General features: G+C 62.2%; 16 protein-coding genes. 10 read left to right on the top strand and 6 right to left on the bottom strand.

Annotated features, from left to right (window positions below; all coding sequences use genetic code 11):
* Positions 1 to 14: 14 nt before the first annotated feature.
* From gcvH to gcvP, 3 genes are all read left to right on the top strand, one after another.
* On the top strand, positions 15 to 398 hold the full coding sequence (gene gcvH, locus KDB76_RS27455) for a glycine cleavage system protein GcvH (protein WP_013974715.1): 384 nt from the start codon (positions 15 to 17) through the stop codon (positions 396 to 398).
* Positions 399 to 643: 245 nt separating this feature from the next.
* Positions 644 to 1,594 (top strand): IS110 family transposase, encoded by a 951-nt coding sequence (locus KDB76_RS27450; protein WP_013970357.1) that lies wholly within the window; start codon positions 644 to 646, stop codon positions 1,592 to 1,594.
* 280 nt (positions 1,595 to 1,874) lie between these two features.
* Complete coding sequence (gcvP, locus tag KDB76_RS27445) at positions 1,875 to 4,748, top strand: aminomethyl-transferring glycine dehydrogenase (protein WP_038410230.1); 2,874 nt, start codon at positions 1,875 to 1,877, stop codon at positions 4,746 to 4,748.
* Between the two features lie 119 nt (positions 4,749 to 4,867).
* Here gcvP and KDB76_RS27440 read toward each other — a convergent pair whose 3' ends face one another.
* From KDB76_RS27440 to KDB76_RS27430, 3 genes are all read right to left on the bottom strand, one after another.
* The gene (locus KDB76_RS27440) at positions 4,868 to 5,182 is read right to left on the bottom strand and encodes a DUF2388 domain-containing protein (RefSeq protein ID WP_003259356.1); all 315 of its coding nucleotides are present in this window, start codon (positions 5,180 to 5,182) and stop codon (positions 4,868 to 4,870) included.
* Positions 5,183 to 5,271: 89 nt separating this feature from the next.
* Complete coding sequence (locus KDB76_RS27435; protein WP_024087887.1) at positions 5,272 to 6,957, bottom strand: GspE/PulE family protein; 1,686 nt, start codon at positions 6,955 to 6,957, stop codon at positions 5,272 to 5,274.
* A gap of 214 nt (positions 6,958 to 7,171) precedes the next feature.
* On the bottom strand, positions 7,172 to 7,477 hold the full coding sequence (locus KDB76_RS27430) for a hypothetical protein (protein WP_003259353.1): 306 nt from the start codon (positions 7,475 to 7,477) through the stop codon (positions 7,172 to 7,174).
* Between the two features lie 126 nt (positions 7,478 to 7,603).
* On the opposite strand from KDB76_RS27430, the gene KDB76_RS27425 reads away from it, so the two are divergent.
* On the top strand, positions 7,604 to 8,074 hold the full coding sequence (locus KDB76_RS27425) for an Lrp/AsnC family transcriptional regulator (RefSeq protein WP_038410229.1): 471 nt from the start codon (positions 7,604 to 7,606) through the stop codon (positions 8,072 to 8,074).
* A gap of 101 nt (positions 8,075 to 8,175) precedes the next feature.
* On the opposite strand, the gene KDB76_RS27420 is transcribed toward KDB76_RS27425, so the two are convergent.
* Entirely contained in the window at positions 8,176 to 9,543 is a 1,368-nt protein-coding gene (locus tag KDB76_RS27420; protein ID WP_003259352.1) for a CYTH domain-containing protein, read from the bottom strand.
* Positions 9,544 to 9,762: 219 nt separating this feature from the next.
* Here KDB76_RS27420 and argE point away from each other — a divergent pair, with 219 nt between their 5' ends.
* Together argE and argA are read left to right on the top strand one after the other, a co-directional pair.
* Positions 9,763 to 10,905, top strand: a complete 1,143-nt coding sequence (gene argE, locus KDB76_RS27415; protein ID WP_013974711.1) for an acetylornithine deacetylase — start codon at positions 9,763 to 9,765, stop codon at positions 10,903 to 10,905.
* Positions 10,906 to 11,029: 124 nt separating this feature from the next.
* Positions 11,030 to 12,328 (top strand): amino-acid N-acetyltransferase, encoded by a 1,299-nt coding sequence (gene argA, locus KDB76_RS27410; RefSeq protein WP_013974710.1) that lies wholly within the window; start codon positions 11,030 to 11,032, stop codon positions 12,326 to 12,328.
* A 151-nt stretch (positions 12,329 to 12,479) separates the two neighbouring features.
* Here the strand turns inward: argA and KDB76_RS27405 are convergent, their stop codons facing one another.
* Both KDB76_RS27405 and KDB76_RS27400 read right to left on the bottom strand, forming a co-directional pair.
* Positions 12,480 to 13,856, bottom strand: coding sequence for a glutamine synthetase family protein (locus KDB76_RS27405; protein WP_003259348.1), 1,377 nt, complete (start codon positions 13,854 to 13,856; stop codon positions 12,480 to 12,482).
* 272 nt (positions 13,857 to 14,128) lie between these two features.
* Positions 14,129 to 14,389: a hypothetical protein gene (locus tag KDB76_RS27400; RefSeq protein WP_023663073.1), complete on the bottom strand. Its 261-nt coding sequence runs from the start codon at positions 14,387 to 14,389 to the stop codon at positions 14,129 to 14,131.
* Between the two features lie 41 nt (positions 14,390 to 14,430).
* Here KDB76_RS27400 and KDB76_RS27395 point away from each other — a divergent pair, with 41 nt between their 5' ends.
* From KDB76_RS27395 to KDB76_RS27380, 4 genes are all read left to right on the top strand, one after another.
* Positions 14,431 to 15,789, top strand: a complete 1,359-nt coding sequence (locus KDB76_RS27395; RefSeq protein ID WP_013974708.1) for a glutamine synthetase family protein — start codon at positions 14,431 to 14,433, stop codon at positions 15,787 to 15,789.
* 46 nt (positions 15,790 to 15,835) lie between these two features.
* Positions 15,836 to 17,197, top strand: a complete 1,362-nt coding sequence (locus KDB76_RS27390) for an aspartate aminotransferase family protein (RefSeq protein WP_038410228.1) — start codon at positions 15,836 to 15,838, stop codon at positions 17,195 to 17,197.
* 170 nt (positions 17,198 to 17,367) lie between these two features.
* Positions 17,368 to 18,465 (top strand): polyamine ABC transporter substrate-binding protein, encoded by a 1,098-nt coding sequence (locus tag KDB76_RS27385; RefSeq protein ID WP_023660780.1) that lies wholly within the window; start codon positions 17,368 to 17,370, stop codon positions 18,463 to 18,465.
* 158 nt (positions 18,466 to 18,623) lie between these two features.
* Entirely contained in the window at positions 18,624 to 19,718 is a 1,095-nt protein-coding gene (locus tag KDB76_RS27380; RefSeq protein ID WP_015272218.1) for a polyamine ABC transporter substrate-binding protein, read from the top strand.
* The last annotated feature ends 11 nt before the right edge of the window (positions 19,719 to 19,729 follow it).

Here is a 19,729-nt window from a genome sequence, read left to right as displayed (position 1 = left end):
GAGGAATTCAAGACATGAGCAATATCCCCGCCGAACTGCGTTTTGCCGAAAGCCACGAGTGGGCTCGCCTGGAAGCCGACGGCACCGTGACCGTGGGTATCAGCGACCACGCCCAGCAAGCCCTGGGTGACGTGGTGTTCGTCGAGTTGGCCGAAGTCGGCAAGGTATTCGCCGCTGGCGATGCGGCCGGTGTGGTCGAGTCGGTCAAGGCCGCTTCGGACATCTACGCCCCGGTCGGTGGCGAAGTGATTGCGGTCAACGAAGAGCTGGCTGACAGCCCTGAGCTGCTCAACGAAGAACCTTACGATTCGTGGATTTTCAAGCTGAAGCCAAGCAACCCGGCCGAGCTGGACAAGCTGCTGGATGCTGCGGGCTACAAGGCCGCGATCGGCGAGTAAGACCGCGTCGCCTTCTTCGCGGCTAAAGCCGCTTGTGTCTTCAAGGTCTCTTAAACTCGAAAGGGTGAGAGCAGTGGATGGCAGACTGAAAGCCAGGTGTGCTCTAAAGCACGAGTGGGAGCCTAGTCGCCATCCACCTCCCACTCTGACCTAAGCCCGAACAGTTGAATGAGTGGCGAACTCGCAGTCACAAGCTAGGGCTAAGTCAGAGTGCTCTCACTTCTTGAGTGTAAGAGGGCTTGGCGATGATTTCCTACTTCGTTGGTCTCGACGTTTCGAAAGCGACTCTGGATGTGGGCTTTCTTCCTGAAAGTATTCCCCAGTTCCAGGTCAGGAATGACTCTGAGGGCTTTGCGCAACTGATCGCATGCCTGAACGAGCTTGAGGTCGAACGGGTCTTGCTGGAAGCCACCGGTGGCTATGAACGGGCCGTATTCAAAGCCTTGCGACTGGAGGGTTTGAACGTCGTCAGGGTCAACCCCAGGCGCTGTCGGGACTATGCGAGTGCCATGGGCAAAATTGCCAAGACTGACAAGATCGACGCCCAGATGCTGGCGCGGTTTGCCAGGGACTTCGAGGACTTGCCGCAGATAGAGCCTAATCAAGATCGGGATGAACTGGGAGAGCTCATCAAACTCCGTGGCAATCTTGTCCAGCATCGGGATGATGACAAGCGTCGGATGAAACAAACCACTTCAGCTACGGCCATTACCGTTTATACCGAGCATGTCGCTTACCTGAATGATCAGATTAAGGCCTTGGACAAGGCGATTGAGCGTGCCTCGAACGTGCTGGATCGCACGACAGCCATGCGGCTAAGGTCTGTGAAAGGGATTGGCGTCATCAGTTGTGGCACCTTCATGGCCTACCTACCTGAGCTGGGAAGCGTGACGGGGCGCGAAATTGCAGCCTTGGCTGGGTTAGCGCCGTACAACAAAGACAGCGGCAAGAAGAGTGGCCCGAGGAAGATCGAAGGCGGGCGTTACAGAGTCCGCAAGGCGGCCTACATGTCGATCTGGTCAATGATCCAGCATGTCCCAGAAGTTAGAACCCGCTATGAAGCCCTGATAGCCCGAGGCAAGCGCGCAAAAGTTGCCGCAGTGGCGTGCATGCGCGTGTTGCTGGTGCGCCTGAACGCAATGCTGCGTGACGGAACGGAGTGGAAAGAGCTCAAGCCTCAGGTACCCGCACCCTGATCACGAACGAGGATCGATTTTCTACAAATGCGGGCTTCGCCAGCGACACCGCTACGCGGTATCGAGCGAAGCCCTGCCCGAATGGCACGCTTGAAAATAAATTTCTAAAGACAGTTGCTCCCACAGGTACTGCACAGCGTCTGATACGTGTGCGGTCCCTGTGGGAGCGGCTTTAGCCGCGAAGAGGCCGGGCCTGCGAGCAACTTTCCCCGCAGAATCGGCAATCCCTTCCTAGACTTGTAAGTCTCCATGAGAGCTGTTCCAGGAAGAGAGCGTCGTCATGTCCCAGTCGCCATCCCTGCATCAACTGCAAGAGCTCAACCCATTCCTGCGTCGCCACCTTGGCCCGGATGCCGCGGAGCAGCAGACCATGCTCAACGCGCTGGGTGTCGCCAGCCGCAGTGAGCTGATCGAGCAGACCGTACCGCCAGACATCCGCCTCAACCGCCCCCTCGACCTGCCGCCTGCACTGGACGAACAGGCCGCCCTGGCCAAGCTCGCCGGTTACGCCAGGCAGAACCAGGTCTGGACCAGCCTGATCGGCATGGGCTACCACGGCACCATCACCCCCACGGTCATCCTGCGCAACGTGCTGGAGAACCCGGGATGGTACACCGCCTACACGCCTTATCAGCCCGAGATTGCCCAAGGCCGGCTGGAGGCGCTGCTGAACTTCCAGCAGATGGTCATCGACCTCACCGGGCTGGCCCTGGCCAATGCCTCGCTGCTCGACGAAGCCACCGCCGCCGCCGAGGCAATGGCCCTGGCCAAGCGGGTGGCGCGCAACAAGAGCAATGCCTTCTTCGCCGATGAGCACTGTCACCCGCAAACCCTGTCGGTACTCAAGACCCGTGCCGAGGGCTTCGGCTTCGAGCTGATCGTCGACTCTGTGGATAACCTTGGCAAACACGCGGTTTTCGGGGCCTTGCTGCAGTACCCGGATACCCACGGCGAGGTGCGCGACCTGCGCCCGCTGATCGACCATTTGCACAGCCAGCATGCCCTGGCCTGCGTAGCCGCCGACCTGCTCAGCCTGGTGGTGCTGGCACCGCCCGGGGAGCTGGGAGCCGATGTGGTGCTGGGTTCAACCCAACGCTTTGGCGTACCGATGGGCTATGGCGGCCCCCACGCGGCCTATTTCGCCTGCCGCGATGACTACAAGCGAGCCATGCCGGGGCGCATCATCGGCGTGTCGCGCGATGCCCGTGGCAACACCGCGTTGCGCATGGCCCTGCAGACCCGCGAGCAGCATATCCGCCGCGAGAAGGCCAACTCCAACATCTGCACGGCCCAGGTGCTGCTGGCCAACATTGCCGGCTTCTATGCGGTATACCATGGCCCCGAAGGGCTGCAGCGCATTGCCCAGCGCGTGCACCGGCTGACCTTCATCCTGGCCGCCGGCCTTGAGGCCAAGGGCATCAAGCGCCTCAACCAGCACTTCTTCGACACCCTTACCCTGGACGTCGGCGGTGCCCAGGCGGCCATCATCGAAAGCGCCGAGGCCGCCCAGATCAACTTGCGAATCCTCGGCCGCGGGCACCTGGGCGTGAGCCTGGACGAGACTTGCTCGGAGCAGACGGTGCTGCGCCTGCTCGATATCTTCCTGGGGGTGGATCACGGCCTGGATATAGCCGCACTCGACCAGTTGGCGCTGCCCGAAGGCATCCCTGCCAGCCTGGTGCGGCGCACACCGTTTCTCGCCCACCCGGTGTTCAACCTGCACCACAGCGAAACCGAGATGCTGCGCTACCTCAAGCAACTCGAGAACAAGGACCTGGCGCTGAACCAGTCGATGATCCCGCTGGGCTCGTGCACCATGAAGCTCAACGCTACCAGCGAGATGATCCCCATCACCTGGCCCGGCTTTGCCCAGCTGCACCCGTTTGCCCCGGCGGCCCAGGCCTCCGGCTACAAGGCGATGATCGACGAACTGGAAAGCTGGCTGTGCGCCATTACCGGCTTTGATGCCATCTGCATGCAGCCCAACTCCGGCGCCCAGGGCGAGTATGCCGGCCTGATGGCCATTACCCGCTATCATCGCAGCCGCCACCAGCCGCAACGCACGCTGTGCCTGATCCCGTCGTCGGCCCACGGCACCAATCCGGCATCGGCGCAAATGGCCGGCATGGAGGTGGTGATCGTCGATTGCGACGACGATGGCAACGTCGACCTGGCCGACCTCAAGGCCAAGGCCCACTCGGCCGGGGATCGGTTGTCGTGCCTGATGATCACTTACCCATCGACCCACGGCGTGTATGAGGAGGGGATTCGCGAAATCTGCGAAGTGGTCCACCAGCATGGTGGTCAGGTGTACATGGATGGCGCCAACCTCAATGCCCAGGTGGGCCTGGCGCGTCCGGCGGATATCGGCGCCGACGTTTCACACATGAACCTGCACAAGACCTTCTGCATCCCCCACGGTGGTGGCGGCCCGGGCATGGGCCCGATCGGCATTCGCGCGCACCTCAAGCCGTTCGTTGCCAGCCATCCGGTGGTGCCGGTACCCGGCCTGGACCCGAACAACAGCGCGGTCAGTGCTGCGCCCTGGGGCAGTGCGAGCATTTTGCCGATCAGCTGGATGTACATAGCGATGATGGGCCCGCAACTGGCCGATGCCAGCGAGGTGGCGATCCTCTCGGCCAATTACCTGGCCAGCCAGCTGGGTGGTGCCTTCCCAGTGCTCTACCGCGGGCGCAACCAGCGGGTGGCGCATGAGTGCATCCTCGACCTGCGGCCGCTGAAGGCGCTGACCGGCATCAGTGAAGAGGACGTGGCCAAGCGCCTGATGGACTATGGCTTCCATGCGCCGACCATGTCGTTCCCGGTGCCGGGCACGCTGATGGTCGAGCCGACCGAGAGTGAATCGAAGGCTGAACTGGACCGATTCGTCGAGGCGATGCTGGCGATTAGGGCGGAAATTGGCGAAGTTCAGGAGGGCAACTGGCCTGCGGAGAACAACCCGCTCAAGCATGCGCCGCATACCCTGGCCGATGTGCTGACGGTGTGGGACAGGCCTTACAGCCTGGAGCAGGCGGTGGCGCCCAGTGCTCACGTGCGCCAGCACAAGTACTGGCCAGCGGTGAACCGGGTCGACAACGTTTATGGGGACAGGAATCTGTTCTGTGCTTGTGTGCCGGTGGAGGCGTATCGCTAATTGTGGTTTGCCTGTGCCGGCCCCTTCGCGGGTAAACCCGCTCCTACAGGACTTGTACAAGTTTCGAATACTGTGCAGTACCTGTGGGAGCGGGTTCACCCGCTAAGCAGGCGACGCGGTTACTCGGCTACCGCATTCTTGGCCAGGATGGCATTGGCCAGTTCCATGTCGGAAGCCTGCATCCCCGGGTTCTCCGCGCGAGCCTGGCGAATTGCCGCTTCGAGGAACGGCCCACGGATCGCGCCTTCGCTGGCCACGAAGCTGCCGGCGTCATCCTGCGCCGCCATCACCAGCTTGTGATCCCCGGAAGTCAGGTAGCTCGATGCCGTGGTAGCACCGGTAGTCATCACGTTACGCCAGAAGGTATCGGCCATGGCCGAGCCGATAGGCAGCGAAAGCAAGGCAGCGGCAGCGATGGCGGTTTTGAAACGCATGTTGAAACACCTCGAAGGGTGAGGGTTGAAGATGCGCGGTTTGATCCTGCCACAGGGGTGCAAGTTCCTTGAATACAAAGGATTTTTGCTCAGGAACAGGCCCTTAGCACTTCCTCTAGGCGGGTCTGCCCACAGGCTACCTTGGCTTCGCCGCAGCGGCGCAGATCGAGCAAGCCATCGGCCACGGCCTGGCGCCGCAAACTGGCCAGATCGCTGTCCGGGCCTATCAGGGCGCGCAGGCTGTCGCTGGGTATCAGCAGCTCGAACAACCCTGTGCGACCATGGAACCCCGTGCCACGACAGGTACGGCATGGCTGCCCTTCGCGCAGCGCTGTATCACCCCGGCAATCCGCGCACAGTGTGCGCACCAGCCGCTGGGCCATGACCCCCACCAGCGTCGCCTTGATCAGGTAGTCGGCCACACCCAGTTCCTGCAGGCGGGTGATCGCGCCACAGGCGTCGTTGGTATGCAGGGTCGACAGCACCAGGTGCCCGGTCAGGGCTGCCTGCACCGCCACCAGGGCGGTCTCGCGATCACGGATTTCGCCGATCATGATGATGTCCGGGTCCTGGCGCAGCATGGCCCGCACACCATTGGCGAATCCCAGGTCCAGGGCGGGTTGCACCTGCAACTGGTTGAAGGCGGGTTCCAGGCGCTCGATCGGGTCTTCGATGGTGCACAGGTTGACCTGCGGCGTGGCCAGCAGCTTGAGGCTGGCGTAAAGCGTGCTGGTCTTGCCGGACCCGGTCGGGCCGGTAACCAGAATGATGCCCTGACGATGACGCAGCAGGCCTTGCCACTGGTCCAGTTGCGCCCCGTCCAGGCCGAGCCGGTCGAAGCCTTCTTGCAACTGTTGCGGGTCGAACAGGCGCAGCACCAGTTTCTCGCCGAACGGAGTCGGCAAGGTCGACAGCCGCAGTTCCACCTCGCCGCCGCCAGGCAGGCGGCTTTGCAGCCGGCCATCCTGCGGCCGCCGTTTTTCTGCGACGTCCATGCGCCCCAGGTGTTTCAGGCGGCTGACCAGCGCCAGGGTCACCCCGGCGGGGAAGGCATAGACGTTGTGCAGCAGGCCGTCGATACGGTAGCGCAGCTGGCCCAGTTCGCGGCGTGGTTCCAGGTGGATATCACTGGCGCGTTGCTCGATGGCGTACTGCAGCAGCCAGTCGACGATATGCACGATGTGCGCGTCGTCCGCACTGGCCTCGGCCTGGCGCTTGCCCAGCTCCAGCAGCTGTTCGAGTTCGCCCAGGCTGGCTGACTGCTGGTGTTGCGCGCCCTTTACCGATTGGGCCAGGCGGTGGAACGACTGCCCTGCCTGGCGGACCTGCTGCGGGCTGGCCAGAACGCGCCGGATCGGCCGGCCCAGGCTGCGGGTGAGGTCGGCCAGCCAGTCGTCCTGGTAGGGCTGGGCGCTGGCGACGGTGACGCTGGAGGCGTCGGCGGCGACGATAAGGATGCCGTGGCGCTGGGCGAAGGCCGGGGATATCAGGCCGGTGACCTGGGGCAGGTCCAGTTGCAGCGGGTCGATGCGCAGGTAGGGCTGGCCGACCTTGTTGGCCAGCCATTGGCAGAGGCGATCCAGGTCCAGGGGCTTGCCAGGGTGTCGGCGGTCTTCCAGGGCGCAGGCGGCGATCTGTTCCAGCGGGTGGGCGGTGGGGTGATTGGCGGCGTGCTCGAGTACCTGCAGGGTGTCGTTGGCGTGCAGGTGCTGGTCGGTGAGCAGGCCCTGGAGTACGCGCTTGAGGTCGAGTGCCGGGTTGTCGGGGGTGTGCATGATTGGCGTCCGTGCCTGATAGGGGAGTGCTGATCAAGGCTAGCCGGGCGAGGGAGGGTTACCGAGGGTGAAAGGTTTCGAAATTTTGCTTTGCTTGTGCCGGCCTCTTCGCGGGTAAACCCGCTCCCACATGACCGCACAAACTTGAATGTTGTGCAGTACCTGTAGGAGCGGGTTTACCCGCGAAGAGGCCGGCACAAGCACCGAGCATGGCTCAGACCACCGCCAGCTCCACCCGCTGCAGGTTGCTCAGGCTCACTTCACCCACACACACCAGGTTGCGCAGTTTCTGCGCAATCACCTCGGCCCGGTGCCAGCTGAGGCCGCCGATGCCGACCTCGATATCCAGCCAGTCGTCCTGCTGACTGACCTGCACGCTGTGCGGGGTCAGGAACTGCAGGGCAAACAGGTTGAGCACCCGGCACAGGCTGTCAGGCTCGGCCTCGGCCTGCAGGCGATAGTGCACGGTGCTGTGGGCGCTGCTGGCGGCCCAGGCGTCGGTACGGGGCTGTGCGTTCATGCTGGTCTCCGCAAATGTGGGAGAAATTCTTGCACGTTGGCGGCGGTATTTTTTCGCTATGATTTGATCATTTCGCTGTATTGGCGAATTGTTATATTCATGAAGTGCTGTTCAGGAGAATTATTGATGCACAGCGAGCTGGATGCCTACGACCGCCGTATCCTCGAACTGCTGCAGGAGGACGCTTCGCTGTCCAGCGCGCAGATCGCCGAACGCGTGGGGCTGTCGCAATCGCCGTGCTGGCGGCGTATCCAATGGTTGAAGGAGGAGGGAGTGATTCGTGGGCAGGTGACCTTGCTGGACCGCAAGAAGGTCGGCCTGAACACGCAGATTTTCGCCGAGGTGAAACTGAACGCCCACGGGCGCTCCAACTTCACAGAGTTCACCGACGCAATCCGCGGGTTTCCGGAGGTGCTGGAGTGTTATGTGCTGATGGGGTCGGTGGACTTTCTGTTGCGCATCGTCACCCCGGATATCGAGGCTTATGAACGGTTCTTCTTCGAAAAGCTGTCGAACGTGCCGGGGATACAGGAAGTGAACTCGATCGTGGCGCTGTCGGAGATCAAGTCCACCACCAGCCTGCCACTGTCGCGCTGAGGCATTCGCGGGTAAACCCGCTCCCACAGGGTTATCAGTGAGCCAGAGAGCAGCGCGACCCCTGTGGGAGCGGGTTTACCCGCGAAGAATGCGACGCGGTATCACGCCTTGAGCAAGTGCTTCCAGCCGCGGCTCTGATCCACTGCACGAGCCTGTTCGATACGCGCTTCCAGCACTTCATCGCTGATCGGCTGCTCAGCCAGCTCGTGCAGCTTCTTCAGGTCGCCATACAGGCGGTCCATCTGCGGCGCTTCCAGCACCTGACGAGCGTGGTGCAGCCAGGCCAGCAGCTGCTCGATACGCGGCAGTTGCTCGGCCAGATCTTCCGGACGCTGCGTGTACAGCGGCAGCTTCAACGCTCGGCCTTCTTCGCCCAGCAGGTGCGCCAGCCAGCTTGCCAGCTGCGCCTTGCCCTGGCGCTCGCCACGGCCTTTGCGCTCCACGGTCCAGGCACGGGCCAGCAGCCAGCGCGAGGTTTCCAGCGAGAACTGGCCCCAGCGCACGTCCTCCAGCTCTTCGGCGAACTGCTCTGGGGCGGCGCGGCGGATATCTTCGTCTTCGTTACCGGCCTGCACCAGCGGACGCCAGTCTTCGAGCAAGGCGTCCAGGCTGCTGCGCAGGTCGCGGGTGGTGGCGCGTGGCGCGGCCTGGCCCAGGCTAGCGGTAATGGCGCGCAGCTCGCTCAGGCACTCGACCCAATCCTGCAGCAGGCGCCAGTGGCCGTTGTGGCGGTATTGCTCGGCCAGACGCTGGCTGCTACCCAGCAGTTGCCAGGCCAGTGCGGCGTAGGCGTCGTCCACGGCCATTTCGGCTTCCAGCTCGGTGTGCGGCAGGCCCAGCTCGTAGCTGTCCGGCTCCAGCAGACGGTAGCCACGCTCGGCCTTGCTGATGTCGCATGGCATCAGCGGCAGGCTGGCGGCCAGCTCGGCGGCCAGTTCCAGCAGTGCCTGCGGCTCACCTTCACGCAGTTCCAGTTCCAGCTCGCAGATTTCTTCCTTGCGCTTGCCGGCGATCACGAAACCCTGGTCCAGCGCGGCCTCGATCACCACCTTGCTCTTGCCACGGCCCCAGGCGATTTCGGCGTATTCACGGCTGAAGTCGGTGGTGAACAACGGCTTGATGGTCTTTTTGTCCAGGTTGGCCAGTTGCGCGGGCCAGCAGCTGTCGTCGAGCTTCTTCAGGTCGAGCTTGACCTTGTCCAGCTGCCATTCATGCTCGTTGCGCTCGGACAGGCCGGCCACGCTGGTGCCGCGGCACTTGAGGGTCTGGATGATGGCCTCGCCATCGCGGCGCAGGCGCAGGGCGACACGGGCAGCAGAGAGCTCGCGCTCGGGGGTGTCGAAGTACTGGTTGAGCAGTTCGCGGGTCTGCCAGCCGGACTTGTTGCGCTTTTTCAGCAGAGGGTGCTCGCGCAGGGCGGCAAGGGTCTCGCGGCTGGCGCGGAGCTTGAGTTCGGTTTCTTTGTGCATCACAGGCTCGAAGGAGGGGCGTGGTTGCCCAGCAGTCTACAGGAGTCGGCTCTCGTCTGTTGGATCGTGGTGGCCTTCTTCGCGGGTGAACCCGCTCCCACAGGTCCTGTGTTGCCCTCAGGTGCGGCGCTTTCCCTGTGAGAGCGGGTTTACCCGCGAAGAAGCCCACATGATTGGACGGCATTGTTATGATGGGCAACGCTTCCGAGGAGTACGCGCATGCCGTTGCCGACGCTGAAAGACCAGTTCGCCGCCCTGATCGCCGCGCCCTCGGTCAGTTGCACCCAGCCTGCGCTGGACCAGTCCAATCGCCAGGTCATCGACCTGCTGGCCGGCTGGCTGGGTGACCTGGGTTTCAAGTGCGACATCCAGCAGGTCAGCCCCGGCAAGTTCAACCTGCTGGCCAGCCGTGGCACCGGCCCGGGTGGCCTGGTGCTGGCGGGGCACAGCGACACGGTGCCCTACGACGAACAGCTGTGGGCCAGCGACCCGCTGAAACTGACCGAAACCGACGGCCGCTGGGTCGGCCTGGGCAGCTGTGACATGAAGGGCTTCTTCGCCCTGGTCATCGAAGCGGTCATCCCATTGCTGGAGCACGATTTCAAGCAGCCGCTGCTGATCCTCGCCACCTGTGACGAAGAAAGCTCCATGTCCGGGGCCCGTGCCTTGGCCGAGGCTGGCCAGCCGCTCGGCCGTGCGGCGGTGATCGGCGAGCCCACCGGGCTGCGGCCGATCCGCATGCACAAAGGCATCCTCATGGACCGCATCGACATCCTCGGGCGCAGCGGCCACTCCTCGGACCCAAGCCTGGGCCGCAGCGCCATGGAGGCCATGCACGCAGTGATGGGCGAGCTGATGGGGTTGCGCCAGCAATGGCAGCAGACCTACCGCAACCCGCAGTTCACCGTACCGACCCCGACCATGAACTTCGGCTGCATCCACGGCGGCGACAACCCCAACCGAATCTGCGGCCAATGTGCCCTGGAGTTCGACCTGCGCCCGCTGCCAGGCATGGATGTGGAGCAACTGCGCGCGGCCATTCGCGCCAAGCTGATGCCGGTGGCAGAGCGCTTTGAGGTGCGCATCGACTATGCGCCGTTGTTCCCGGAGGTGCCGCCTTTCGAGCAGGCAGCCGACGCCGAGTTGGTGCAAGTGGCGGAGCGCCTGACCGGCCATCGCGCCGAAGCGGTGGCGTTCGGCACCGAAGCGCCTTATCTTCAGCAACTGGGTTGCCAGACCATCGTGCTGGGCCCCGGCGACATCGCCTGTGCTCACCAGCCCGGCGAATACCTTGAAATGTCACGAATCGAGCCTACCGTGCGTCTATTGCGTGACCTGATCCGGCACTATTGCCTGGACTAAACGTCAACCGAACTGTTTCGTTCCTGCCTAGAGGAGACCGCGTGTGACCGCAAGCCTGTTCCGACGATGATCCTGAACGCCCCCTGTATCGCCGTTCTCCGTCCACTTATCCACAGGCCCTGTCATGCCCGACTACGTCAACTGGCTGCGTCATGCCTCCCCGTATATCAATGCCCATCGCGACTGCACCTTCGTGGTCATGCTCCCTGGCGATGGGGTGGAACACCCTAATTTCGGCAACATCGTCCACGACCTGGTGCTGCTGCACAGCCTGGGCGTGCGCCTGGTGCTGGTGCATGGCTCGCGCCCGCAGATCGAAAGCCGCCTGGCTGATCGCGGCCTGACCCCGCACTACCACCGTGGCCTGCGCATCACCGATGCCGCCACCCTGGATTGCGTGATCGATGCCGTCGGCGCCTTGCGCCTGGCCATCGAGGCACGCCTGTCGATGGACATCGCCGCTTCGCCGATGCAGGGCTCGCGCCTGCGTGTGGCGTCCGGCAACCTGGTCACGGCGCGGCCGATCGGCGTGCTCGAAGGCGTGGACTACCACCACACCGGCGAAGTGCGTCGGGTCGACCGCAAGGGTATCAGCCGCCTGCTCGACGAGCGCTCCATCGTGCTGTTGTCGCCGCTGGGCTACTCGCCCACGGGTGAAATCTTCAACCTGGCCTGCGAAGACGTGGCCACCCGCGCCGCCATCGAACTGGGTGCCGACAAGCTGCTGCTGTTCGGTGCCGAGCCGGGCCTGCTGGATGCCGATGGCAAGCTGGTACGTGAGCTGCGCCCGCAGCAGGTTGCCCCGCATCTGCAGCGTCTGGGCAGCGATTACCAGGGCGAATTGCTGGATGCCGCGGCCGAAGCCTGCAAAGGCGGCGTGGCGCGCAGCCATATTGTCAGCTATGCCGAGGACGGCGCCTTGCTGACCGAGCTGTTCACCCGTGGCGGTGGCGGCACGCTGGTGTCGCAGGAGCAGTTCGAAGTGGTACGCGAGGCGACCATCGAGGACGTGGGCGGTTTGCTGGAGCTGATCAGCCCGCTGGAAGAGCAGGGCATCCTGGTACGCCGTTCGCGTGAGGTGCTGGAGCGGGAGATCGAGCAGTTCAGCGTGGTCGAGCGCGAAGGCATGATCATCGCTTGTGCGGCGTTGTACCCGATTGCCGACTCCGACGCCGGCGAGCTGGCGTGCCTGGCGGTGAACCCCGAGTACCGCCATGGCGGGCGTGGCGACGAGCTGCTGGAGCGCATCGAAAGCCGGGCGCGACAGCTGGGGCTGAACACCCTGTTCGTGCTGACGACGCGTACCGCGCACTGGTTCCGCGAACGCGGGTTTGCGCCGAGTGGGGTCGAGCGACTGCCAGCGGCGCGGGCTTCGCTGTACAACTACCAGCGTAATTCGAAGATTTTCGAGAAGCCCTTGTAAACCTGTACTGGCCTCTTCGCGGGTGAACCCGCTCCCACAGGATCTTCACCGGGCCTGAGGCCGGCGCGGTCCCTGTGGGAGCGGGTTTACCCGCGAAGCAGTCGACACCAATCTTGAACAAGAACGCCGCCCTTGTGGGCGGCGTTTTCGTTTACACGGTATGCAGGTACCAGTTGTACTCGAGGTCGGAGATCGAGTGCTCGAACTCCTCCAGCTCGCTCTCCTTGCACGCGACGAAGATGTCGATGTACTTCGGATCGATGTACTTGTTCAGGATCTCGCTGTCGTCCAGCTCGCGCAGGGCATCGCGCAGGTTGTTCGGCAGGCTCTGCTCCAGCTGCTCGTACGAGTTGCCTTCGATCGGCTCACCCGGTTCTACCTTGTTGGTCAGGCCATGGTGCACGCCGGCCAGTACGGCGGCCATCATCAGGTACGGGTTGGCGTCGGCACCAGCCACGCGGTGCTCGATGCGTACGGCGTCCGGCGAGCCGGTCGGCACGCGCAGGGCCACGGTGCGGTTGTCCAGGCCCCAGCTTGGCGCGTTCGGTACATAGAACTGCGCGCCGAAGCGGCGGTACGAGTTGACGTTCGGGCAAAGGAACGCCATGGACGCGGGCAGGGTCTCGAGCACACCGCCGACAGCGTGACGTAGCGCGGCGTTCTGCTCGGGATCCTCGCTGGTGAAGATGTTGTTGCCATCTTTGTCCAGCACGGAAATGTGTACATGCAGGCCGTTGCCTGCCTGGCCCGGGTAGGGCTTGGCCATGAAGGTGGTGTCCATTTCATGGTCGTAGGCGATGTTCTTGATCAACCGCTTGAGCAGTACTGCGTAGTCGCAGGCCTTGAGCGGGTCGGCCACGTGGTGCAGGTTGACTTCGAACTGCGCCGGGGCGCTTTCCTTGACGATGGCGTCGGCCGGGATGCCTTGCTCCTTCGCGCCTTCCAGGATGTCCTGCAGGCAGTCGGCATATTCATCGAGGTCGTCGATCAGGTACACCTGCGTCGACTGCGGGCGCTTGCCCGAAATTGGCGAGCGCGGTGGCTGCGGGCGACCGTTCACGTTCTCCTGGTCGATCAGGTAGAACTCCAGCTCGAACGCGGCACAGATGGTCAGGCCCAGTTCGTCGAACTTGCTCACCACCTGACGCAGCACTTCACGCGGGTCGGCGAAGAACGGCTCGCCTTCGAGCTCGTGCATGGTCATCAGCAGCTGAGCGGTTGGGCGCTTTTGCCACGGCTCGTTACAGAGGGTGTCAGGGATTGGATAGCAGATGCGGTCAGCATCGCCGATGTCCAGGCCCAGCCCGGTGCTTTCAACGGTGGAACCGTTGATGTCCAGGGCGAAGAGGGAGGCAGGCAGGTTGATGCCTTTCTCGTAAACCTTGTGGAGGCTGGTGCGCTCTATGCGCTTGCCACGCACCACACCATTCATATCTGCAATCAGAAGGTCAACGTAGAGAACCTCAGGATGTTCCTTAAGGAACGCGTTCGCTTCGTTAAGCTGAACGGCACGCGGGGGTACCGACATGATGCAACACCTTTGTTGTTAAAAATATCAATCAAGGGGGGCTTGCAAGACCAGTCAATCGAAAAGACAAACTGATGTCAAGCCAACCCCATGATGCCCTGAAATGGCACATCGACGGCAGATTTGCTGCATATCGGGGCAAGCCATTATCCGCTATTTCCCTCGCAAAGGGCTATCTCCGACCAACCGTGTTTTATTTTTTACGGAGGTGTTGTGTAAAAAAATGAACAAGGCTAAGCTCGGTCTCAACCCAGAACACAATAATACGAGGGTCACATGGTCCGCTTGCCGAGACCTGAAAGTACTGCCTGCGCAGTGCCATCGGGTACATCCGTCATTTTTGCAAGCTTCGTCAATGGCGTGGCCGCCCTGGCCGCAATAATTGACGTTTGGCGCTCCCGGACCTGCCCTCGTAGCGGCTTGCCGCCCTTCGTTTCGTCTTCCTGCCTTTCGAACTCATTACGGACACACTTGTTTTCAGTGTATCCACTGCGGCTCTGCGCGGGGGTTTTTGCTTTAGCAATGTACTCCATCCAGAATCAGTGCGCGGACCACCTTACCTCCTGAGGTATTTATGAGTAACAACCTCGACCAGCTCACCGATTGGTTGAAAGAGCACAAGATCACCGAAGTCGAATGCATGATCAGTGACCTGACCGGCATCACGCGCGGCAAGATTTCGCCTACCAACAAGTTCATCGCCGAAAAAGGCATGCGCCTGCCCGAGAGCGTGCTGCTGCAGACCGTGACCGGCGACTACGTCGATGACGACATCTATTACGAACTGCTGGACCCGGCGGACATCGACATGATCTGCCGCCCCGACGAGAACGCCGTGTTCCTGGTGCCATGGGCCATCGAGCCGACCGCCCAGGTGATCCACGATACCTACGACAAGAAGGGCAACCCGGTCGAACTGTCGCCGCGCAACGTGCTGAAGAAAGTCCTCAAGCTCTACGCCGACAAGGGCTGGCAGCCGATCGTCGCGCCGGAGATGGAGTTCTACCTGACCAAGCGCAGCGAAGACCCGGACTTCCCGCTGCAGCCCCCGGTAGGCCGTTCGGGCCGGCCGGAAACCGGCCGTCAGTCGTTCTCGATCGAAGCCGCCAACGAATTCGACCCGCTGTTCGAAGACGTCTACGACTGGTGCGAACTGCAGCAGTTGGATCTCGACACGCTGATCCATGAGGACGGCACGGCGCAGATGGAGATCAACTTCCGTCATGGCAACGCCCTGCACCTGGCCGACCAGATCCTGGTGTTCAAGCGCACCATGCGCGAGGCCGCGCTCAAGCACAATGTGGCCGCCACCTTCATGGCCAAGCCCATGACCGGTGAGCCAGGCAGTGCCATGCACCTGCACCAGAGCGTGGTCGACGTGGCCACCGGCAAGAACATCTTCAGCAACGACGACGGCAGCATGAGCGAACTGTTCCTGCACCACATCGGTGGCCTGCAGAAGTTCATCCCCGAGGCATTGCCGCTGTTCGCCCCCAACGTCAACTCGTTCCGTCGCTTCCTGCCCGACACCTCGGCGCCGGTGAACGTGGAGTGGGGCGAGGAAAACCGTACCGTCGGCCTGCGCGTGCCGGACGCCGGCCCGCAAAGCCGCCGGGTCGAGAACCGCCTGCCAGGCGCCGACGCCAACCCATACCTGGCCATCGCTGCCAGCCTGCTGTGTGGCTACATCGGCATGGTCGAAGGCATCGACGCCAGCGCGCCGGTGCAGGGCCGTGGCTACGAACGCCGCAACCTGCGCCTGCCACTGACCATCGAAGATGCCCTGGAACGCATGGAAAACAGCCGTGCACTGGTGCAGTACCTGGGCAAGAAGTTCATCACCGGCTACGTCGCTACCAAGCGCGCCGAGCACGAGAACTTCAAGCGAGTCATCAGTTCCTGGGAGCGTGAGTTCCTGCTGTTTGCTGTCTGATCAACTTGGTGCCGCAGGACGCGGCTGTCGAACAACGGAGAAGCACATGAGCGTCAACAACCCGCAAACCCGTGAATGGCAAACCCTGAGCGGGGAGCATCACCTCGCGCCCTTCAGCGACTACAAGCAGCTGAAGGAGAAGGGGCCGCGCATCATCACCAAGGCCCAGGGTGTGCATTTGTGGGATAGCGAGGGGCACAAGATCCTCGACGGCATGGCTGGCCTGTGGTGCGTGGCTGTGGGCTATGGCCGTGAAGAACTGGTGCAGGCGGCAGAAAAGCAGATGCGCGAGCTGCCGTACTACAACCTGTTCTTCCAGACTGCCCACCCGCCTGCGCTGGAACTGGCCAAGGCAATCTCCGACGTGGCGCCGCAAGGCATGACCCATGTGTTCTTCACCGGCTCCGGCTCCGAAGGCAACGACACCGTGCTGCGCATGGTCCGCCATTACTGGGCGCTGAAAGGCAAGCCACAGAAGCAGACCATCATCGGCCGCATCAACGGCTACCACGGCTCCACCGTGGCTGGCGCCAGCCTGGGCGGCATGAGCGGCATGCACGAGCAGGGCGGCCTGCCGATTCCTGGCATCGTGCATATCCTGCAGCCTTACTGGTTCGGCGAAGGCGGCGACATGACCCCGGACGAGTTCGGGGTGTGGGCGGCCGATCAGCTGGAGCAGAAAATCCTCGAAGTCGGCGAAGACAACGTCGCCGCCTTTATCGCCGAGCCGATCCAGGGCGCCGGCGGCGTGATCATCCCGCCGGAAACCTACTGGCCGAAGGTGAAGGAGATCCTCGCCAAGTACGACATCCTGTTCGTCGCCGACGAAGTGATCTGCGGTTTCGGTCGTACCGGCGAGTGGTTCGGCTCCGACTACTACGACCTCAAGCCCGACCTGATGACCATCGCCAAGGGCCTGACTTCCGGTTACATCCCCATGGGCGGTGTGATCGTGCGTGACACCGTGGCCCAGGTACTCAGCGAAGGCGGCGACTTCAACCACGGCTTCACCTACTCCGGCCACCCGGTAGCGGCGGCGGTGGGCCTGGAAAACCTGCGCATCCTGCGCGACGAGAAAATCGTCGAGAAGGCGCGCACCGAAGCGGCACCTTATTTGCAAAAGCGTTTGCGTGAGCTGCAGGACCACCCTCTGGTGGGCGAGGTACGCGGCCTGGGCCTGCTCGGCGCGATCGAGCTGGTCAAGGACAAGGCCACCCGCAGCCGTTACGAAGGCAAGGGCGTAGGCATGATCTGCCGCACCTTCTGCTTCGAAAACGGCCTGATCATGCGTGCGGTGGGTGACACCATGATCATTGCGCCGCCGCTGGTGATCAGCCATGCAGAGATCGACGAACTGGTGGAAAAGGCACGCAAATGCCTGGACCTGACGCTCGAAGCGATTCGTTGACAGTTTGCTAGGCTAGCGATGTGACATTAAGTCGTTACAAGGCCCTGCTTTCCTTGATACAGAGCCTTGTAACTTGCCAGACTAGCGACTGTTTCAGTCGCCGCGCGCTCTGCACCGTAGGTCCTGGCTGCTGAACAGATGGCTAAATAAAAAATTCTGGAGCATTACGCATGAATAAATTGGGCAAGACGTTGCTGGCCACCGCCCTGATGGGTGCCATGGCTACCGCTGTTCAGGCTGAAGACAAGGTGTTGAACGTCTACAACTGGTCGGACTACATCGCTCCGGACACTATCGCCAAGTTCGAGAAACAGTCGGGCATCAAGGTCAAGTACGACGTCTTCGACAGCAACGAAACCCTCGAAGCCAAGCTGCTGGCAGGCAAGTCGGGCTATGACATCGTCGTGCCTTCGAACAACTTCCTGGCCAAGCAGATCAAGGCTGGCGTGTACGAGGAACTGGACCGCTCCAAGCTGCCGAACTGGAAGAACCTCGACCCTGACCTGCTCAAGGCCGTTGGCGATGCCAGCGACAAGGACAACAAGCACGCCTTCCCGTACATGTGGGGCTCGATCGGTATCGGCTACAACCCGGAGAAGGTCAAGGCCGCGCTGGGCGTGGACAAGATCGACTCGTGGGACGTGGTGTTCAAGCCTGAGAACATCGCCAAGCTCAAGAGCTGCGGCGTGAGCTTCCTCGATGCCCCGACCGAAATGCTCCCGGCTGCGCTGCACTACCTGGGCCTGCCGAGCAACAGCACCAAGAAGGAAGACCTGAAGGCCGCCGAGGACCTGTTCCTCAAGATCCGTCCTTCGATCACCTACTTCCATTCGTCCAAGTACATCGGCGACATGGCCAACGGCAACATCTGCGTAGCTGTCGGTTACTCGGGTGACCTGGAGCAGTCCAAGGCCCGTGCCCACGAAGCTGGCGACAAGGTCAAGGTGGACTACGTCATTCCGAAGGAAGGTGCCGGTACCTTCTACGACATGGTCGCCATCCCCAAGGATGCCGAGCATAAAGACGCTGCCTACCAGTTCATGAACTTCCTGATGCAGCCGGAAATCATGGCCGAGATCACCAACGCCGTGCGCTTCCCGAACGGCAACGCTGCCGCCACCCAGTTCGTGGACAAGGAAATCACCAGCGATCCGAGCATCTATCCGCCAGCTGAAGTGAAGAAGCAGCTGTACGCGATCGCTGCGCCTGAAGCTTCTGCCCAGCGTGTGATCACCCGCAGCTGGACCAAGATCAAGTCGGGCAAATAAGCCCGATGCGGTACCTCTGGGCCGGGGAATCCCGGCCCAGAGCCAGTGAAAGGCAATTGATGATTGCGGCATCGAAGCTGCGAAGGTAAGTTGCGCGCCGGTTTTGCGTGTGCGGCAGCATTGTCGCTACCCAGGCACTGATTGTGAGGACCACCCACTTGTCCATTTCTGTATTCCGCAAGGCCTTGATGGCTGGAGCGGGCCTGACGCTGGCATGCAGCGTCCAAGCGGCGCCTACGGTGCACTTCTACAACTGGTCCGACTACATCGGCCCGACCACACTCGCGGACTTCGAGAAAGCCACGGGCATCAAGCCCGTGCAAGATGTGTTCGATTCCAACGAAACCCTGGAAGGCAAGCTGCTGGCCGGCAATACCGGCTATGACGTGGTAGTGCCGTCCAACCATTTCCTCGGCAAGCAGATCAAGGCGGGCGCGTTCCAGAAGCTCGACAAGAACCTGCTGCCCAATTATTCCAACCTGGACCCGGCGCTGATGAAGCGCCTGGAAAGGAACGACCCGGGCAACCAGTACGCCGTGCCTTACCTGTGGGGCACCAACGGCATCGGTTACAACGTCGACAAGGTGAAGGCCGCGCTGGGCGTGGACACCATCGACTCCTGGGCAGTGCTGTTCGAGCCCGAGAACATGAAGAAGCTCGCCAAGTGCGGCGTGGCCTTCCTCGATTCGGCGGACGAAATGCTGCCGGCGGTGCTCAACTACATGGGGCTGGACCCCAACAGCACCAATGCCAAGGACTACCAGGCCGCCGAGAAGAAACTGCTGGCGGTACGCCCGTACGTGACCTACTTCCACTCGTCCAAGTACATCACCGACCTGGCCAACGGCGACATCTGCGTCGCGGCAGGCTTCTCAGGTGATGTGTTCCAGGCAAAGACCCGCGCCGAAGAAGCGAAGAAGGGCGTGAACCTGGCCTACGCAATTCCCAAGGAAGGCGGCAACCTCTGGTTCGACGTGCTGGCGATTCCCAAGGACGCCAAGAACGTCAAAGAGGCGCATGCCTTCATCAACTATTTGCTGAAGCCTGAGGTTATCGCCCAGGTCAGTGATTACGTCGGTTACGCCAACCCGAACCCCAAGGCTGGCGACCTGATGGACCAGGCCGTGAGGACTGACGCCGCGGTTTACCCACCGCAGGAAGTGCTGAACAAGATGTTCGTGAATTCAGAGTTGCCACCCAAGGTGCAACGGCTGATGACCCGTAGCTGGACCAAGGTCAAGTCGGGCAAGTAAAAATCCAGGCC

Origin of the sequence: Pseudomonas sp. JS425 (assembly GCF_018223845.1) — a bacterium.
Taxonomy (GTDB): domain Bacteria; phylum Pseudomonadota; class Gammaproteobacteria; order Pseudomonadales; family Pseudomonadaceae; genus Aquipseudomonas; species Aquipseudomonas asiatica.
The sequence above is the reverse complement of the archived record's forward strand: the minus strand, read 5'-3'. Positions and strand labels throughout refer to the sequence as shown.

Bases quoted from the DNA above. Each gene is read 5' to 3' on its own strand.
- gcvH (WP_013974715.1), top strand. From the start codon at position 15: ATGAGCAATATCCCCGCCGAACTGCGTTTTGCCGAAAGCCACGAGTGG.
- KDB76_RS27450 (WP_013970357.1), top strand. From the start codon at position 644: ATGATTTCCTACTTCGTTGGTCTCGACGTTTCGAAAGCGACTCTGGAT.
- gcvP (WP_038410230.1), top strand. From the start codon at position 1,875: ATGTCCCAGTCGCCATCCCTGCATCAACTGCAAGAGCTCAACCCATTC.
- KDB76_RS27440 (WP_003259356.1), bottom strand. From the start codon at position 5,182: ATGCGTTTCAAAACCGCCATCGCTGCCGCTGCCTTGCTTTCGCTGCCT.
- KDB76_RS27435 (WP_024087887.1), bottom strand. From the start codon at position 6,957: ATGCACACCCCCGACAACCCGGCACTCGACCTCAAGCGCGTACTCCAG.
- KDB76_RS27430 (WP_003259353.1), bottom strand. From the start codon at position 7,477: ATGAACGCACAGCCCCGTACCGACGCCTGGGCCGCCAGCAGCGCCCAC.
- KDB76_RS27425 (WP_038410229.1), top strand. From the start codon at position 7,604: ATGCACAGCGAGCTGGATGCCTACGACCGCCGTATCCTCGAACTGCTG.
- KDB76_RS27420 (WP_003259352.1), bottom strand. From the start codon at position 9,543: ATGCACAAAGAAACCGAACTCAAGCTCCGCGCCAGCCGCGAGACCCTT.
- argE (WP_013974711.1), top strand. From the start codon at position 9,763: ATGCCGTTGCCGACGCTGAAAGACCAGTTCGCCGCCCTGATCGCCGCG.
- argA (WP_013974710.1), top strand. From the start codon at position 11,030: ATGCCCGACTACGTCAACTGGCTGCGTCATGCCTCCCCGTATATCAAT.
- KDB76_RS27405 (WP_003259348.1), bottom strand. From the start codon at position 13,856: ATGTCGGTACCCCCGCGTGCCGTTCAGCTTAACGAAGCGAACGCGTTC.
- KDB76_RS27400 (WP_023663073.1), bottom strand. From the start codon at position 14,389: ATGGAGTACATTGCTAAAGCAAAAACCCCCGCGCAGAGCCGCAGTGGA.
- KDB76_RS27395 (WP_013974708.1), top strand. From the start codon at position 14,431: ATGAGTAACAACCTCGACCAGCTCACCGATTGGTTGAAAGAGCACAAG.
- KDB76_RS27390 (WP_038410228.1), top strand. From the start codon at position 15,836: ATGAGCGTCAACAACCCGCAAACCCGTGAATGGCAAACCCTGAGCGGG.
- KDB76_RS27385 (WP_023660780.1), top strand. From the start codon at position 17,368: ATGAATAAATTGGGCAAGACGTTGCTGGCCACCGCCCTGATGGGTGCC.